Source organism: Brachybacterium halotolerans subsp. kimchii (genome assembly GCF_020792675.1).
GTDB lineage: Bacteria > Actinomycetota > Actinomycetes > Actinomycetales > Dermabacteraceae > Brachybacterium > Brachybacterium halotolerans.
This window is the reverse complement of sequence record NZ_CP086254.1, coordinates 3,677,442-3,692,654: the sequence shown is the minus strand read 5'-3', so window position 1 is coordinate 3,692,654 and position 15,213 is coordinate 3,677,442. Positions and strand designations below refer to the sequence as shown.

Here is a 15,213-nt window from a genome sequence, read left to right as displayed (position 1 = left end):
CGGGCGAGTGCGTCGGGCCCAGATCCTCGAGTGCGGACGGCGGGGACCCGCCCTCAGCCCTGGTGACCGCCCAGGCGGTAGGCGCGGCCCGCACGCGAGGCGCAGGCGCGCACGCGGTCCTCGATGTGGCGCGTGCGGCCCTCGTAGGCGCGGACCGGCGCGGAGACGGCGACGGTGCCGATGAGCATGCCGTCGTCGGCCTTGAAGGACGCGGCCAGGCAATCGGTGCCGCTCTGGAACTCCTGGTGCTCCCAGGCCACGCCGCGTTCGGAGATCTCGTCGAGCTGTCGGCGCAGGACCACGGGATCGGTGAGGGTGCGATCGGTGTGCGCGAGGAGGGTGCGGCCGGCGAGGTAGTCGTCGCGCTCCTCGATGCTGAGGGCCGCGAGCCCCACCTTGCCGAAGGCCGTCGCGTGGGGGCTCTCGTGGAATCCGAAGCCCATGGGGCTCAGGCGCGGGGCCTGCGGGGAATCGGCCACGAACACCACCACGAAGTCTGTGCCGCGGTGGATCGCGAGGTAGGAGGCCATGCCGAGGTCGCGGTGCATCGCGCACACCTCGTTGCGCACGGCGCGCGGGATCCCGAGGTCCTCGTGGAGGCCGACGGCGAGGCGGTGCAGCTGGTACCCGAGCGCGAAGCGCTTCTCGTCCTTCAGGTGCACCAGGTAGCCGGCGCGGATGAGCTCCTGGGCGAGGCGGTACACGGTGGGCAGGGGGATGCCCGTGGCATCCGCGATCGCGCGTGCCGTGCTGCTGCCGCCGGCCGCCACGGCCTCGAGCACGGCGAACGCGCGGGGGATCTGACCTGCGGGAGCGTCCTCGTGGGGGTCCAGCGAGGCGTCCTCGCCCAGTCGGTCCGGAGCTTCGCTCCGACCTTCCGGGGCTTCATCGCCCCGCTTCTGGTTGAACACCGTCGTCACGAGCCCATCCTCTCAGGTCCGCTCGCCACTGTCATACCGGGAGCGTCGACCGCACCCGCGGGCGGTGCCTCCCGGGAGCTGCGTCCTGAGCGCTCGCCGGAGCTCGCCCCGCAGGGGCCGGGAGAGCGTGAACGCGCCGGATCCACGATGCTCACGACGGGCGACCCGTGCGGTCACGACGGGTCGCGTCACGTCACATCGGTCGGACTCTTCTCGAATGTCGCCGTCTCGGGTTATCTTCCTGCCATCGAGGGTCGGAGGGAGCCCTGGATGCCGCGTCCGCTGGCGGGCGCCGCACGACATCCTCCTTCGCAGTTTTTCCTGCCCCACCTGCATCACCCCCCTTATCCTGCTGCCCTTTTCCCTTGGAGGTCCTGTGTCCAGAATCCAGCGACTGATGGCGCCGGTGGTCGCCGTCCTGATCGCACTTCTCGCGTCCGTCGCCCTCGCCCCCGCGGCGAGCGCGAGCACGCACCCGATCGACATCACCAGCTACAAGGTCTCCGACCAGGTGATCATGTCGAGCTACTGCCGCAAGGTGACCGTCACGATGACCACCAAGAAGCAGAAGGACTACAAGGAGTCCCGGATCGACGTCGACATCACGCGCGGGCGCGACCTCGTCAGTTGGGCGTCGTCCTCCAACGGCAAGACCCTCAGTCGTCCGCAGATCTGCCCGTGGCTCGATGGCCTGGGCAAGTACACGGTGGGCCCGGCCGACGTCGACGCGGGATACACCAAGCGCGACACGTGGGGCACGTACACCGACTACAGGTACTACACCGACCACACCAAGAAGTCCTTCTACGTGCGGGCGAAGTCGAAGGCCTCGCTCAGCTCCAGCCGCAAGGGCCGCACCGTGACCCTCTCGGCCAAGGCCACGAGCCTCAACCTCGACTGGGACGAGTACCGCGCCTACAACCCCGCGAGCGCGAAGCTGCAGGTGAAGTCCGGTAAGACCTGGAAGACGGTGAAGAGGGTCAAGCTCTCGAAGGGGAAGGCGACCGTGAAGGTCACCTCGAGCGCCAAGAAGCAGTACCGCTTCACCTACCCCAAAACGGCCACCCGCACCGGGGCGACCTCAGGCACCGTCAAGCGCTGAGCGGTCGGCGGCGTCGGACCCGTCGGAGCAGACCGCTGCTCGGCAGGGCCCCGCCCTCAGCCTCCCGACGCGGAACCGCGCTTCTCGCCCTGCAAGAAGCGCGGTTCCCCGTCGGCCGATCGGGCATCATGCTGGGACGCGAGCGGACCGTCCCCGGCCCGCACCCGATCGAGCGGAAGGACCGTCATGATCCTCATCAACGTCAAGTTCCCGGTGAAGCCCGAGTTCGCCGATCAGTGGCCCGAGATCGCGAGCGAGTTCACCGAGGCCACTCTCGCCGAAGAGGGCAACAAGTGGTTCGAGTGGTCCCGCAGCGTGAAGGATCCGAACACCTACGTGCTCATCGAGGCCTTCACCGATGAGGGCGCGGGACCGCACGTGACCTCCCCGCACTTCAAGAAGATGCAGGGCGATTTCCCGCAGTACCTCAGCGCGACCCCGCAGATCGTCTCCCAGCAGGTCGACGTGGAGGACTGGGGCCCGATGGGCGAGCTGCAGGTCGACTGATCGAGCCCTGTGCTCAGTGCCCGCCGCGGCGCCCGAGGGTCGTGACCGGCCCGGCGCCGGGGCGGGTCCACTGCGGCGTGGGACGGCTGTCCTCTCCCCAGGTGGGGGTGCCGTTCTCGTCGCTGCGCCAGCTCCAGCACGCGGGGTTCTGCCCGGGCCAGCCCTCGGGGCTGTCCTCCCAGTCCTCGCGCCGTCCCCAGACCGTCATGTCCAGCAGCCCCATGGTGGGGTTCGCCCGTTCGACGCCGCGGCCCGTCGTCCGATAGGTGAGGAACACGCGGTCGCCCTCGCGCACGAAGCTCGCGACGTACCCCATGTCGCCGCCGATCGGCGCGGGCGCCTCGCGCACCGAGTACCAGGGCACGGTGTCGTAGCCCATGAACTCGGTGAACGGGGCGACCTCGTCCTATGCGCCCACGGTGAGGATCGCTAGCGAGACGCCGTTCTGGTGCAGGTAGGTCGCGTCCTGCAAGTGCCAGGCGGAGACCGTGCAGCCCTCGCACTGCCCCTGGTGCGGGGCGCCGTCGTGCCACATGTGCTGGTACACGACGAGCCGGTCGCGGCCCTCGAAGAGGTCGAGGAAGGGCACCGGACCGTCGGCCCCGACCACCGGCGTGGTCCCGTCGACCTCGACCATCGGCAGGCGCCGACGCGCCGCGGCGATCGCGTCGCCCTCGTGGGTGTGCGCCTTCTCCCGCACCAGCAGCTCGTCGCGCCGGGCCTGCCAGGTGTCCATGTCGACGACAGGCGGCAGTGCGCGCCCCGTCGCCGTGCTGCTGCTCTCCGCTGTGCTGCTCATCCTCGAGCCTCCTTCGCAGGACCTCGCGGACCGGGGCGCCGTGTGCCGGTCGCCGACAGCCCGCGAGGTCTCCGGCCCCTCGTCGCGGGGCCGGATATGCGCCAGACGCTACGCCGACGCCCGCGCGGGGGAATGTCCGATCCTGCGGCGGTCATCGTGGCGCGGCCGACGGTGATGATCCGCGCGGCCCGGGGACAGAGACCGGCTCAGCGCTCCCAGGCGGTGCCGGGCGGCGCGTCCAGCGGCGTGGGCACGTATTCGAGGAGCTGCAGACCGCCCTCGAAGGTGCGCGCCTCGACGAGGTTGAGCGCCACGTCCTGGTACCGCTCCCAGATCCGCTCGAGCCCCGTGCGTCCGGTGATGACCGGGAACAGGACCACCCGGAAGCGGTCCACGACTCCGGCGCGCAGCAGGGAGCAGCCCAGGTCGATGCTGCCCATGGTGACCAGGGGCTTGGCGGACGTGCGCTTGAGGTCCCGCACCGCTTCGACGGCGTCGGTGCTGATCAGTCGCGTGCCAGGCCAGGCGAGGGGCGCGCTGAGGGTCGCGGAGAAGACGATCTGGTCGGCGTCGGCGAGCTGGGCGAAGCTCGCCTTCTCGTCCTCGGAGACGTCGATCTGCTGGGCCTGCTCGGACATCTCCTCCATCACCCGGTACGTGTTCGCGCCCATGAGGGTGAGGGAGTCGGGCTGCTGGGCGAGCCAGTCGAGGTACTCGGGGCTCTCGAGGCCCCACCATCCGGGCCAGCCCTTCCCCGCGGCGCAGCCGTCGAGGGAGAGGATCAGGTCCACGGTGAGGGACTGCTCGGTGCGGGTGGGCTGCGTGTCGGGACCGTTCATCGCGGCCTCCTCGATTCGGCGCGCGAGGGTGTCGACGTGGGGCTGTCGGCGTCAGGCAGCCGGCGTGAGGCAGCCGGTGTCAGGCCACCGACTTCAGACCGCCGGCGTGGGGCGCGCGTGTGCTGAGAACCTACTCCTGCGCGCCCTGCGGCGCATCCGGCGCGTCGGCGTCGCCGGCGTCGTCCCGTCGTCCCCAGCGCTGATCACCGAGGATCACGAGCCGCAGGCACAGCGCCCCGGCGAGCACGCCGCCCAGCAGGTCGCTCGCCCAGTGCCAGCCCAGCAGCAGCGAGGTGACCACGGAGTTCAGCACGAGGAGGACGACGCCGATGCGCACGAGGCGCAGCGTGCGCGGCGCGACGTGCGCGTAGCGGGCGATGAGGTACGCGACGACGCCGTAGATGAGCACGGCCTCGGAGGCGTGCCCCGAGGGGAAGCTGATGCCCTTCTCGCCGAACTCCTGGATGCCGCCGGCCAGCAGGTCCGCGTCGTCGAGGGTCGGCGAGGGGCGGGCGATGAGCAGCTTGAGGCCGCCGATGCCCACGAGGAAGGCGAGCTCGGCCGCGAGGGCGACCAGCAGCGGTCGCCAGGTGCGGCGTCGCACCGCGAGGACGATCGCGACCGCGGCGAGGACGGGGAGGCACACGGCCTGCCCCGCGATCCGGTCCAGCACGCCCTGGACGAACGGCAGCAGCTGGGGCGCGAGGTGGTAGAGCCAGTGACGGTCGAGCATGCCGTCGAGCCCCTGGATCGGGCCGGCCGCGGCGATCGTCGTCGCGAGGAGGGCGAGTGCGAGCACGGGCACCGAGGTCAGGCGGCGCCACAGCCGCAGCCCGCGACCCGTGCGGGGGGTCGTCGCGCGCGCCGTCCCGGACGTCCCGAGGCGTGATGCCAGAGGATCCTCGGGAGTGGGGCGTGCGTCGGAGACCATTGCCGCTCAGAGTAGGGGTCTCGTCGACCCGAGCGCACTCCCCCGGCGCCTCGGTGTCGTGGGAGGCACAGGAACGCGGATGCGGATCCTCTACGGTGAGCGCATGATCCGCCGACTCCTCGCCCGCGCCTTCTGGGCGATCAGCCGCTGGCGCCTCGTGGCCCGGCCGGCGCCGACGCGACCGACGGTGCTGCTCGGCGCCCCGCACACCTCCAACTGGGACTTCGTGCTCATGCTCGCGATCGCCTGGCGCCTGGGCATCGAGGTGCACTGGCTGGGCAAGCACACGCTGTTCCGCTCCTGGCGGGGACCGCTCATGCGCGCGCTCGGCGGGATCCCCGTGGACCGCTCCGACCCTCGGAGCGTGGTCGCCGAGGTCGTCGAGCGGGTCCACGGCGGCTCCGTGTTCGGCCTGGTCATCACGCCCGACGGCACCCGCGGAGGGAACACGCACTGGAAGTCGGGCTTCTACCGGATCGCCCGGCGCACCGGGATGCCGGTCACGCTCGGCTTCGTGGATCGCACGACGATGACGGCGGGACTCGGGCCGACGATCGACCTCACGGGCGATGTCGCCGCGGACATGGACGTGATCAGGACGTTCTACGCCGACAAGTCGGGAGTCCGGCCCGAGCGCCGCGTCGAGCCGCGGCTCGCGGAGGAGAGCGAGGGACTCGACGGGGACGCGCCCCGTGGATGATCTGCGGGTCCCGCCGGGGCCCGGCGCCCCGCGAGGGCTCGTGGTGCCCGCCTCCGATCTGGTCGAGCTGTTCTCCCATGCCTCCGGCCCGGGCGGGCAGGGCGTGAACACCGCCGACTCCCGTGTGCAGCTGAGCATCGACCTCGCCACGACCTCCGCGCTCGACGGGGCGCAGCGCGAGCGCGCACTGGAGCACCTCGCGCCCCGGCTCACCGGCACGGTGCTCACGGTCGTCGCCGCGGAGCACCGTGCGCAGCGGCGCAACCGCGTCGCCGCGCGGGAGCGCCTCTCCCAGCTGCTGCGCGAGGCCGTCGCCCCTCCCGTCCCCCGTCGGCCGACGCGCCGCACCCGCGGCTCCCAGCGTCGCCGGCTCGAGGCGAAGAGGCAGCGGTCGCAGACCAAGGCGACGCGCCGCCGGCCGGATCGGGAGTAATCCCTCCAGCCATCGCGGACGGAGCGTCAACGTCGGGGACGGCAGGGGCGCCGGACCAAGCCCCAGTGGTCGATCAGGCGCCGGAGAACCAACGATCGATCACGCGGACGACCTCCACATGGATCTCGGCCGTCCGCAGCGGATCCTCGACACCCAGCGAATGGTCCGCCCCGGCGATCTCGAGGAGCTCGGCGCCGCCGTCGCCTGCCGCGAGCGAGGCGGCGACCGAGGAATCCCACCTGCCCTCGTCGGAGGTCCCGCCGATCAGCAGCTGCCTGCCCCGGTGACGTGCCATGGCGTCGACGACCTCGCGTCGATGCAGGAGAGGGGTGAGCCAGACGGCGTCGATCCCGCGTTCGGCGGCGAAGGGCGCCGCGTGGGTCCCGAGGGACTTCGCGATCACGCGCACAGGACCCGGAAATCCACCGATGGCCGCCTCGAGCTCATCTCCGACGCGCTCTTCACCCCACTCGGCGGTGGGATGCCAGCTGACGGCGCGCACGCGCCACCCGTGGTGGGCGGCGACGCGTCCGGCGAAGCTCAGCAGCGGCATCTCGCAGGTGTACCCGCCACCCGGGAGCATCACCGCCAGGCCGCTCTCGCGGGACGGATCGGACCAGTCCTCCCAGGTGCTCGTCGTGCCATCGTGCCCGCTCGCGTCGTCGCTCCCCATCCCGTGATGATGGTGGACCGCCGTGCCCACAGCAAGGCCGCCCGCGGTGCCGTTTTGGCCCGCCGCGCCCTGCTCGCCCATGAGGTCCGCATGGACGCGGACCACTCCACCGAGAGCGAGCGATTCTGGGAGGCGCACTACGCCGAGCGCGGTGTTCCCACGAACGCTCCATCCCCCCGCCCCATGCTGGTCGACCTGATCGGCGAGTTCGCGCGGCAGCCCGGCGCGGCGCTCGAGCTCGGGGCCGGTCAGGGCGGTGACGCCCTCTGGCTCGCCCGAGGCGGATGGACCGTCACCGCCGCCGACGCCTCGACCACGGCGGCACGACGGATCGAGGAGACCGCCCGCGCCGAGGGCCTGACGGATCGCGTGAGCGCCGTTCAGGCGGATCTCGCCCGGGACATCCCCGAAGGGTCCTTCGATCTGGTCTTCGCCTGCCACTTCCAGTCGCCGGTGGAGATCGACCGGGACGCGATCATCGCCCGGGCCTCCCGACAGGTCGCCCCGGGCGGGCTGCTACTCGTCATCGACCACGCCTCGGTCGCACCCTGGTCCTGGGACCAGGACATGGAGTTCCCCTCGCCCGAGCAGACGCTCGAGGCCTTCGCGCTCACCGGGGACTGGGACCGCCTGGTCGTCGAGCCCCGACGTCGCACCGCGACCGCTCCCGACGGCGCGAGCACCGCCGAGGTCACCGACAACGTCCTCGTGCTCCGGCGGGGTCTCTAGGCGCGCTCCTGCGGCTCCGCGACCGCCTGCCCGCCCGGCGCGCCCATCCCGTGGGTCCCACCTGCGCCGCGGGCGCGATAGTGCAGGTGCACCGCACCGCTGGCGAACGCCCGCTCGTGGACGCGCTCGAGATCGAGACGTACCCCGTCGGGCAGAGCTCGCAGGCCCCCGCCCACGATCATCGGGACCACGAACAGGTGGAAGTCCGTGACCATTCCGGCGCGGATCGCGTCGGCCGCCGTCGTCGGCCCGAAGATCTCGACCTGCCCGGGAGCCTCGTCGACGATCCGCTGCAGACCGGCGAGGTCCAGGTGCCGGATCAGTCGGGCGCGCGCCGGATCGACGCGGCTCTCGTCGAGCGTCGAGGAGGCGACGATGCGCTCGATGCGCTGCCAGCGGCGGGCGAACTCGCGCTCGGCCTCGTCCCACTCCTCGCCCTCGGGCCCGGTCTCCGGATCCGCCTCCCAGTACTCCATGAGCTCGAAGGTGCGCCGGCCCATGACCTCGGTGCTGACCTCGGCCAGGCGCTCGACGTGGACGGCGAACACATCGTCGCCGGGCGCTGACCACTGGAAGTCCCCGTCGGCGTCGGCCGCATAGCCGTCGAGCGACATCGTGGCGGTGTAGGTGAGTGTCCCCATGATGAGCGCCTCTCCACGGTGCGCCGTCGGCGCCGCCCGTGATGCGAATCGTCTTCGATCGCCCCTCGGCGCGTGCAGCCGAGGGTGCGCGGATTCTACGCGCGGGGGCTATCCCCCGTGACCCGCGGAGACGCGGTGCGTAGCGTTCGGGGCATGAGCCCCCTCTTCGACACCGTGCGCTCCCTCGGCTTCCGTCGCGGTCCGCGCCGCCTGCTCGCAGGCATCGCGGGCGGCATCGCCGCGAGGACCGGTCTGAACGTGTGGCTGGTGCGCCTGCTGCTGCTCATCGCGTTCCTGCTGCCGTTCGTCGGCTTCGCGGCGTACGTCGTCGCCTGGCTGCTGCTGCCCTGGCAGGACGACTCCATCCCGCTCGAGCGCCTGCTCACGCGCGGGTGATCCGAGCTCGGGAGCAGTCTGCTGCGCGCGTGACGCGGTCAGACCGTCCCTGCTGTGCGACGGTGGTGGGATGACGGACGCTGCGGAGGAGATCGTGCTCGTGGTCGACGGGGCGAACGTCGTCGGCTCGGTGCCCGACGGCTGGTGGCGCGATCGCGCCAGAGCCGCCGTCCGCCTGCGCGACCGCCTCGAAGGGCTCGAGATCCCCGTCGAAGGGCTCGAGATCCCCGCCGAACCGGCGGGGACGATCCGTCCTCTCGTCGCGCTCGTCGTCGAGGGCAAGGCGCGGGACATCCCCGAGATTGGCGCCGTGCGCGTGGTGCGCGCGCCCGGATCCGGGGATGACGAGATCGTCGCCGAGGTCGAGCGGCGGGTCGCGGACGGCTCCACGGTCCTCGCGGTCACCAACGATCGCGAGCTGCGCGCGCGGATCGAGGCGGCCGGCGGCGAGGTGCGGAGGGTCGGATGGCTGCGGGGGATGCTCGATGCCCGGGACCAGGACCCTCGGGACTAGGGAGAGGTCGGTCCGCCCGCGGGCGGCTGCGGCGGGTCCTCGCTCGCCCCGCTCACCCTGTAGTCGCGTCGGATTCCCTCGGTCGCCCGGCCCCACGCGCTCGCCGCCACCCGCGCCTGGTGCGCGGTGAAGGACTCACGGTCGACGAAGGTCTCGGCGACGGTCCAGACCAGCGGATCCTCCGTCGGTTCCACATGGAAAGCGAGGCAGCCGGGCTCGGCACGCGTGAGCTCGACGTGCCGCGCGAGGTGGCGTCGGACCAGATCCGCCTCCCGGTCGTCGGCGCACACGAGGGTCCCGTGCAGCTCGACACGGCCCGGAGCCGACGTGCTCAGCGTCTCCGCGCCGCTGCGCTCCTCGGCTGCACTGCGCTCCTCGGCCCCGCGCCGCACCGCGGTGAGCCACGCGCGCAGGAGCGCGCGCACCGCATCGGGCTGGTCGAGATGGACGTTGTGGCCCGCGCCGTCGAGCGCGGCGAAAGTCGCACGGGGGAAGCGGCGCGCGAGCGCGTCCTGGTCCTCGTGGCCGACCACGTCGTCCTGCTTGCCGGCGACGACGAGGACCGGAAGGTCGCGGATCGAAAGATCCGCCGCGAGCGCGGCGTCGGGCAGGGAGTCCAGCTCGTAGAGGTCCCCGAGTCGGCGCATCGCCTCGACGTCGGCGCCGCGGATGCCGGGAAGCGCCGTCTCGCGGAAGCGCTCCCAGTTCTCCCTGCTGAGGACCACGGCCATCTCGGCGTAGGTCTCCGCATCGGCCGGATCAAGCGAGGCGAGCAGTCCCGGCTCCTCCGCGAGCAGGGTCCGCGCGGGCAGCGTGCGGTGCTCGCGCACGGGATCGACGACGGGGGCGAGCAGCGCCATGCCGAGGCACTGGCCGCTGCGGCGCGCGACGAGGTCGCGGGCGAGGAGTCCGCCCAGGGAGTTCGCGACGACGGCGAACCGCCGCGTGCCGAGCAGCTCGCCGACGATCTCGTCGAGCCGATCGGCGAGGTCCGGCAGCCCTCCGCGGCCCTCGAGCGGTGGGGTGCCGCCGAATCCGGGGAGGTCGGGATAGAAGCGCTCCCAGGCGCCGTCGGCGGCGAAGACATCGTCGAGGTCGAGCAGGAGCCGATGGTCGAGGCCGTTGCCGTGGACGAACAGCACAGGCGTTCCGGAGCCGCGTCGGACGAGGTGGGGCTGGACAGTCACGGTGCGAGAGTAGCGAACGGCCCGGTCACGGCGGGGATCAGCGCAGTCCGAACGCTCCTGCCGTGACGTCGACCCACTGCGCGAGCATCTCGTCGCCGTGCGGCGCGATATCGGCCCCGAGCTGCCCGAAGAGCTGTGCGGAGATCAACCCGACCAGGCCCGTCCATGCCAGGACGCTCGCCGCGACGAGCGCGGGAGGCGCGTCCACCCCGAGCTCCCGCGCCCCCTCTGTGAGCACTGTCGAGTACGCGTCTCCCGGAGCGCTCACCTGGGCGGGGCACGGGCGATCCGCGGCCGCCGACTCGTGCGCCGACGCCCAGGACGCACTCTCACCTCTCACCAGAATCGTCATGAACCTCGCCATCACGCGTGTGCCCGGTCCTGTGGTCCGCTCCGCCGGCGCCGCGTACCCGGGAACGGGCGTTCCGTAGACGAGCGCCCACCGCTGGGGCTGCTCGATCGCCCACGTCTGCATGGCCCCGGCGAGCGCCGCGAGAGCCGCCTTCCCGGCGCCCCCTTCCGTCGAGGCATCCGCGAGGGCCGCGTCCACGCGGTCCGCGAGGTCCGTGAAGGCGTCCTCCAGCAGGAGCGTGAGCAGGTCGTCACGACTGGAGACGTGGCGGTAGATGGCCGACGAGGCGACATCGAGCCCGCGCGCGATCTCGCGGACGGAGAGCCCGGCGGGCCCGTCCTTCTCCAGCAGCTCCCCGCCCACGCGGAGGATGCCCTCGCGCATCTCGGCGCGCGCCTGGGCATGGCTGCGGCGTGGCCGCGCGCTCTGCGCGCTGTTCGCGCTGGTCGCGCTCGTCGGCTTCTCCATACCGGTCAGTCTGGCACCGCGTGCCCGTCGAAGCAATTCTGTGAGCACTGCTCTTGTTTTTCTGCGCACACCGGTCTAGCGTCGTCCTCGTCATATAGCGAGCAGTGCTCACAGAAGGAGTTCCTCATGCGATACCTCATCACCGGAGCCGGCCAGATCGGCACCCAGCTGGCCCGCGACCTCCTCGCCGTCGGCCACGACGTGACGGTGCTGCGGCGCGGCACCGACGTGGAGCCCGGCGCCCGCCTGGTGCGCGGCGACGCGGGCGATCCGGCCACGCTCCGCTCGGCACTCACGGATGCGGACGGCGCCACCGCCGACGCGATCCTCCACTGCATCCACTCGAGCTACGATGCCTCCGCGTGGCGCCGGGAGCTGCCACAGCGCGAGCGCGCGGTCATGGATGCGGCGGCCGAAGCGGGCATCCCCATCGTCTTCCCGGAGTCCGTCTACGCCTTCGGCGAAGGGGCCGCGGATCTCCACGAGGGCGCACCCCTGGCTCCCGCCTCGCCGCTCGGCGAGGTCCGCGCGGAGCTGCTGCGCACCCGGGCCGCCCACCCGGCGACGACACTGTCCGTCGTCGCGGCCGATCTTCTCGGGCCGACGGCAGTGCCCGAGACCTCAGTCTTCCTGCAACTCGTTCTCCAGCCCGCGGCCGCGGGCAAGCGCGCGTGGGTGCTCGGGGATCCGTCCGTGCCGCGCACCCTCACGTCCATCCCGGACATGACGGCAGCGATGGCCTTCGCCGCTCAGCACGCCGACGAGCTCGCACCGCACGGCGACGCGATCCTCATGGCACCCTCGCCGGAACCGCTGAGCCAGCGCGAGCTGGCGCAGCGCACGGCGGCGCTGGTCGGCGAGCGCTCGCACGGGGCCGCGGGCATCCCCTCGCCGCTGCTGCGCGCGATCGGCCTCTTCTCGCCCACGTTCCGCGAGCTCACGCACCAGCTGTACCTGTGGCGACGCCGCGCCGTGATCCACCCGGGCACGCTGACCAAGGACTTCGGTCTGCAGCCGACCGATCTGGACCGGATCATCCTCTCGTCGCTGCAGCGCTGACCCGCGGCGGCGGGCGGACGTCGGCCGCCCGCCGCCGTCAGGCCTCGTCGCCGGGATCAGTCCTCTCGCCCGATCCGTCGCGGGACGGATGTCGGGCGGGCCGAGCGGGCCGGCCGGGCCGGGCGGACCGGGCGATCCCGTCGAGCAGGAACGCCGTGCGTCGGTCGTAGCCGGGACGCGGCGGCCTGCCGCGCTCCTCGAGCACGAGCGCCGTCTCGATCGCGAGGGCATGGAAGTCCTCCGGCTCGAACGTCTCGGCGAGAACCCCGGACGCGACGCCCTGGGCGACGAGCTCGTCGTGGAAGCGCTCCCCCTGGCTGCACAGCTCCATGAGCTCGCGGGAGCCGGGCACCTGCCGCAGGATCACGCCGTTCACGGCCGGCAGCCGGTACTGCAGATCGCGCAGCGCCGCGATGTACCAGCGGATCCGCTCTTCGGTGTCGTCGACCGACCGTGCGCGCTCGATGACGTCGAGCAGCTCCTGCGCGCCGACCTCGTCGATGACGGCGTCGATCAGGCCCGCCCGACCTCCGAACCTGTTGAACACGGTCGCCTTGCTCACGTGGGCCGCGGCGGCGATGTCCTCGAGGGGAGCCGACAGGCCGCGATCGCGGAAGACCTCCACCGCCGCGGCGCGGATCCGGTCGTGGTTGCGGCGCGCATCGGCCCGCAGAGCACCGGGATCCAGGGACTCCATCCAGGCTCCTCCGTCCTTCGTCACTCCTGATGCCTGACGAACTTGACCTACGTGGTCAACTTCGTCGAGGATCGTACCCCACAGGAAGTTGACCACCCGAGTCAACTTGGTTCCTCCGACCGGGAGGGGCGCACCGCCGACGGAAGGACGACCGACGTGATCATCGCGACCGGAGCAACAGGCACCCTCAACGGCGCCACTGTCGAACGGCTCCTCGAGAAGCTTCCTGCCGAGCAGATCGGCGTGAGCGTGCGGGACCCCGAGCGCGCGGCCCACCTCGAGCGCCGCGGGGTGCGCGTGCGCCAGGGGACGTACGACGATCCCGACGCCCTGCGGCGCTCGTTCGAGGGGGCGAACCAGGTGCTCCTGGTCTCCTCGAGCGACCTGACGGCCGACGTCCTCGCCCAGCACCGCCGCGCCATCGACGCGGCCGTCGATGCGGGCGCACGGCGGATCCTCTACACGAGCGCCTTCGGCGCCGGCTTCGACACCCCCTACCCGCCGCTGGCGCTCCATGCCGCCACGGAGCAGCACCTCGCGAAATCCGGCGCCGCCTGGACCTCGCTGCGCAACGGCTTCTACGGCGATCTCGACCAGCTGCTCGGCCCGTGGCGCACCACCCGCACCATCGCCCGGCCGGCCGACGGGCCGTTCGCCTGGGTGGACCGCCGCGACGCCGCGGAGGCGGCTGCGGCGATCCTCTTCGGCGACGGCGACGGCGACTTCGACGGCGTCGTGGACCTCGTCCCGGGCCGTCCCGTGACGCTCGCGGACTTCGCGGCGGCGGCATCCGATGTCACGGGCGAGCCCGTCGAGCGCGTCGTCGTCGATGACGAGGAGTGGGTCGCCGGCGAGGTCGATGCCGGCATGCCGGAAGCGGCAGCACGTTTCAGCCTGTCGATGTTCCGGGCCACCCGCGAGGGGCACTTCTCGGGCCCGGACCCCACGCTCACCCGCCTGCTGGGCAGGGAGGCGCGCACTCCTGCCGACATGATGGCGGACCATCTCGGCGCGTGAGCGCGACCGGGGCCCGGGTCCGCTCGGGACCGGGTCCGCCAGACCCGGATCCGCTCGGAGCCGGGTCCGCTCAGGGCTCCGCCGACGTCGGACGGGGCGCGGCGGCGTCCTGATCGGCGACGCGCGCAATGCGCTCAGTTCCAGAGCGTGAGCTTCTCGGGGTTCATCATCAGTCGGACCTCGCTCACGGCGCCGTCGACGACCTCGAGGGTGACCACGCCGAAGATCCGCGCCTCGTCCCAGAGCGCGAAGCCGAGGCCGTCGGGCGTGTCCTGCTCGAGGACGGTCGCCCTCGGATTCTTGGTGAGCGCCCCGAAGAGGAATCGCGCGACCCGGTCCGGACCGAGGACGGGTCTGCGCGCAGCCGTCACCCGGCCGCCGCCGTCGGAGCGCAGCACGACGTCGGGGTCCAGGACGGCGACAAGCCCCGCGAGGTCGCCGCTGCGCGCGGCGGCGGCGAATGCCCGGACGACGTCGTCGTGCTCGCTGCGGTCCGCGCGCCGACCACGGTCCGCCTGGACCCTTCGCCGGGCCGAGGTGGCCAGCTGACGGCACGCGGCAGGGGTGCGCCCCACGGTCTCCGCAACCTCGGCGAAGGGCACGGCGAACACATCGTGCAGCACGAACGCGACCCGTTCGGCGGGCGTCATCGACTCCAGGACCACGAGCAGAGCGGTGCTCACCGAGTCGTCGAGGGTCACCCGGTCCAGCGGGTCCTCCGTCGCCGTCCCGGTCGGAAACGCGAAGGCGGGGACGGGCTCGGGCAGCCAGGGACCCACGTAGCTCTCGTGGCGGCGGCGAGCGGAGCCCAGGACGTTCAGGCAGATCCGGCTGGCGGCGCGCGTCAGCCACGCCCTGGGCACCCGGATGGCCGCGCGCTCCTCCTCGGGCAGCCGGTACCAGCGGATGTAGGTCTCCTGCACGGCGTCCTCGGCCTCGGCGACCGTGCCGAGCATCCGGAAGGCGAGGGACAGGAGGTGGCGCCTCTCCCCCAGCGCCTCGGCGTCCGGGGCCTGGACATCCGGGCCCTGGGTATCCGGGCCCTGGGGATCCGGGTCCCGGGTTTTCGGGCCCGGGGCATCCGCGCCTGCGGTATCGGGGTCGTGACCGTGCGGTCCCGGCGGCGTGGAGTGGTGATCGTCCTCGAGCGGTGTCATGGCGAGCTCCCTTCACCCCACAGGACCGAGCAGCGCCTCCAGATGTGAGCCGCAACGAGGAATCGAGGACTGCACTCCGCCGTCGTCGGCAC

18 protein-coding genes and 1 pseudogene are annotated in these 15,213 nt (G+C 72.3%); 9 read left to right on the top strand and 10 right to left on the bottom strand.

The window, feature by feature from the left end; translation table 11 throughout:
- Positions 1-53: 53 nt before the first annotated feature.
- Complete coding sequence (locus Bra3105_RS16525) at positions 54-920, bottom strand: IclR family transcriptional regulator (RefSeq protein WP_228357768.1); 867 nt, start codon at positions 918-920, stop codon at positions 54-56.
- A 376-nt stretch (positions 921-1,296) separates the two neighbouring features.
- On the opposite strand from Bra3105_RS16525, the gene Bra3105_RS16520 reads away from it, so the two are divergent.
- Positions 1,297-2,022: a hypothetical protein gene (locus Bra3105_RS16520; RefSeq protein WP_228357767.1), complete on the top strand. Its 726-nt coding sequence runs from the start codon at positions 1,297-1,299 to the stop codon at positions 2,020-2,022.
- Positions 2,023-2,208: 186 nt separating this feature from the next.
- Positions 2,209-2,529 carry a putative quinol monooxygenase gene (locus Bra3105_RS16515; RefSeq protein ID WP_228357765.1) on the top strand — a complete coding sequence of 107 codons (321 nt, stop codon included), beginning with the start codon at positions 2,209-2,211 and terminating at the stop codon, positions 2,527-2,529.
- A gap of 13 nt (positions 2,530-2,542) precedes the next feature.
- Here Bra3105_RS16515 and Bra3105_RS16510 read toward each other — a convergent pair.
- The 3 genes and pseudogenes from Bra3105_RS16510 to Bra3105_RS16500 all read right to left on the bottom strand — a co-directional run bounded on the left by Bra3105_RS16510 (position 2,543) and on the right by Bra3105_RS16500 (position 5,098).
- Positions 2,543-3,328, bottom strand: a pseudogene (locus tag Bra3105_RS16510) (DUF899 family protein).
- A gap of 206 nt (positions 3,329-3,534) precedes the next feature.
- On the bottom strand, positions 3,535-4,167 hold the full coding sequence (locus Bra3105_RS16505) for a dihydrofolate reductase family protein (RefSeq protein WP_228357763.1): 633 nt from the start codon (positions 4,165-4,167) through the stop codon (positions 3,535-3,537).
- 130 nt (positions 4,168-4,297) lie between these two features.
- On the bottom strand, positions 4,298-5,098 hold the full coding sequence (locus Bra3105_RS16500; RefSeq protein ID WP_228357762.1) for a phosphatase PAP2 family protein: 801 nt from the start codon (positions 5,096-5,098) through the stop codon (positions 4,298-4,300).
- A 103-nt stretch (positions 5,099-5,201) separates the two neighbouring features.
- Between Bra3105_RS16500 and Bra3105_RS16495 the strand changes: the two genes are divergently transcribed.
- Both Bra3105_RS16495 and arfB read left to right on the top strand, forming a co-directional pair.
- Entirely contained in the window at positions 5,202-5,798 is a 597-nt protein-coding gene (locus Bra3105_RS16495; RefSeq protein WP_228357760.1) for a 1-acyl-sn-glycerol-3-phosphate acyltransferase, read from the top strand.
- Complete coding sequence (arfB, locus tag Bra3105_RS16490) at positions 5,791-6,231, top strand: alternative ribosome rescue aminoacyl-tRNA hydrolase ArfB (RefSeq protein ID WP_228357758.1); 441 nt, start codon at positions 5,791-5,793, stop codon at positions 6,229-6,231. Before Bra3105_RS16495 ends, arfB begins: the two co-directional genes overlap by 8 nt.
- Before the next feature lie 73 nt (positions 6,232-6,304).
- Here arfB and Bra3105_RS16485 read toward each other — a convergent pair whose 3' ends face one another.
- Positions 6,305-6,904 (bottom strand): hypothetical protein, encoded by a 600-nt coding sequence (locus tag Bra3105_RS16485; RefSeq protein ID WP_228357757.1) that lies wholly within the window; start codon positions 6,902-6,904, stop codon positions 6,305-6,307.
- Here Bra3105_RS16485 and Bra3105_RS16480 point away from each other — a divergent pair.
- Positions 6,878-7,633, top strand: coding sequence for an SAM-dependent methyltransferase (locus Bra3105_RS16480; RefSeq protein WP_228357756.1), 756 nt, complete (start codon positions 6,878-6,880; stop codon positions 7,631-7,633). The two genes, Bra3105_RS16485 and Bra3105_RS16480, sit on opposite strands and share 27 nt — an antisense overlap.
- On the opposite strand, the gene Bra3105_RS16475 is transcribed toward Bra3105_RS16480, so the two are convergent.
- Entirely contained in the window at positions 7,630-8,274 is a 645-nt protein-coding gene (locus Bra3105_RS16475; protein WP_228357755.1) for a dihydrofolate reductase family protein, read from the bottom strand. The two genes, Bra3105_RS16480 and Bra3105_RS16475, sit on opposite strands and share 4 nt — an antisense overlap.
- A 153-nt stretch (positions 8,275-8,427) precedes the next feature.
- Between Bra3105_RS16475 and Bra3105_RS16470 the strand changes: the two genes are divergently transcribed.
- Both Bra3105_RS16470 and Bra3105_RS16465 read left to right on the top strand, forming a co-directional pair.
- A complete protein-coding gene (locus tag Bra3105_RS16470) occupies positions 8,428-8,670 on the top strand; it encodes a PspC domain-containing protein (RefSeq protein WP_228357754.1) in 243 nt (80 codons plus the stop codon).
- Between the two features lie 70 nt (positions 8,671-8,740).
- Positions 8,741-9,184, top strand: a complete 444-nt coding sequence (locus tag Bra3105_RS16465) for a hypothetical protein (protein WP_228357753.1) — start codon at positions 8,741-8,743, stop codon at positions 9,182-9,184.
- On the opposite strand, the gene Bra3105_RS18590 is transcribed toward Bra3105_RS16465, so the two are convergent.
- Together Bra3105_RS18590 and Bra3105_RS16450 are read right to left on the bottom strand one after the other, a co-directional pair.
- On the bottom strand, positions 9,181-10,371 hold the full coding sequence (locus Bra3105_RS18590; protein ID WP_323188830.1) for an alpha/beta fold hydrolase: 1,191 nt from the start codon (positions 10,369-10,371) through the stop codon (positions 9,181-9,183). The genes Bra3105_RS16465 and Bra3105_RS18590 overlap by 4 nt on opposite strands.
- 37 nt (positions 10,372-10,408) lie before the next feature.
- A complete protein-coding gene (locus Bra3105_RS16450; protein ID WP_228357751.1) occupies positions 10,409-11,191 on the bottom strand; it encodes a TetR/AcrR family transcriptional regulator in 783 nt (260 codons plus the stop codon).
- Between the two features lie 126 nt (positions 11,192-11,317).
- On the opposite strand from Bra3105_RS16450, the gene Bra3105_RS16445 reads away from it, so the two are divergent.
- On the top strand, positions 11,318-12,250 hold the full coding sequence (locus tag Bra3105_RS16445) for an NAD-dependent epimerase/dehydratase family protein (RefSeq protein ID WP_228357749.1): 933 nt from the start codon (positions 11,318-11,320) through the stop codon (positions 12,248-12,250).
- Positions 12,251-12,287: 37 nt separating this feature from the next.
- Here Bra3105_RS16445 and Bra3105_RS16440 read toward each other — a convergent pair whose 3' ends face one another.
- Positions 12,288-12,947 carry a TetR/AcrR family transcriptional regulator gene (locus Bra3105_RS16440; RefSeq protein WP_228357747.1) on the bottom strand — a complete coding sequence of 220 codons (660 nt, stop codon included), beginning with the start codon at positions 12,945-12,947 and terminating at the stop codon, positions 12,288-12,290.
- 156 nt (positions 12,948-13,103) lie between these two features.
- Between Bra3105_RS16440 and Bra3105_RS16435 the strand changes: the two genes are divergently transcribed.
- Complete coding sequence (locus Bra3105_RS16435; protein WP_228357746.1) at positions 13,104-13,964, top strand: NAD(P)H-binding protein; 861 nt, start codon at positions 13,104-13,106, stop codon at positions 13,962-13,964.
- A 134-nt stretch (positions 13,965-14,098) separates the two neighbouring features.
- Here Bra3105_RS16435 and sigJ read toward each other — a convergent pair whose 3' ends face one another.
- A complete protein-coding gene (gene sigJ / locus Bra3105_RS16430) occupies positions 14,099-15,121 on the bottom strand; it encodes an RNA polymerase sigma factor SigJ (protein ID WP_228357745.1) in 1,023 nt (340 codons plus the stop codon).
- Positions 15,122-15,213: the final 92 nt, after the last annotated feature.